At 32.2% G+C, this 569-nt stretch carries 2 protein-coding genes; one reads left to right on the forward strand and one right to left on the reverse strand.

Translation table 11 applies throughout. The features are described from left to right. Positions 1-205: AAA family ATPase (locus AC1DTM_RS30955; protein WP_477001759.1), on the reverse strand; the 205-nt coding region annotated here is incomplete at its 3' end. A gap of 206 nt (positions 206-411) precedes the next feature. Here AC1DTM_RS30955 and AC1DTM_RS30960 point away from each other — a divergent pair. After that, a partial coding sequence (locus AC1DTM_RS30960) for a PadR family transcriptional regulator (RefSeq protein ID WP_477001760.1) occupies positions 412-569 on the forward strand: 158 nt, incomplete at its 3' end.

Below are 569 nucleotides of genomic sequence, written 5' to 3' on the forward strand. Positions count from 1 at the left end.
GAAGTACATCAGGGGTAAATTGAACACGAGAAAAATTACCACCAATGCTTTTAGAAATTGTTTTTGCTAACAAAGTTTTCCCGGTGCCAGGAACGTCTTCAAGCAGTACATGTCCATCAGCAAGTAATGAAACGAGGAGTAAATCAATTACATTTTCCTTACCGACAAAAACAGACCCTATATTTTCTTTTAATTTATTTATCATATGTAACATTCCTTCCATAATAAAAGAGTTAGTATTTCTATATTTTAACAAATTATTCAGAAAATTGACATGATTTTTTAATTCGAAGAAATGGATATTCAATTTTAAAATTACACTTGCATATTTTGGAATATGATTATACAATATCGATATACGATGTATCGTAAGTCGATATATCATAAGGCGATGTATCGGAGGTAGTTATAATGAATGTGAAAGCACAAAAATATATTCCATTAACCGAGGCAACGTATTACATACTATTGTCACTCGTAAAGCCAATGCATGGTTATGGAATTATGCAAATGGTAGAAGAGATGACAAATGGGGAAGTAAAGCTCGGTCCTGGTACTTTATACGGGAA

The organism is Bacillus sp. P4_D3 (genome assembly GCF_056401855.1).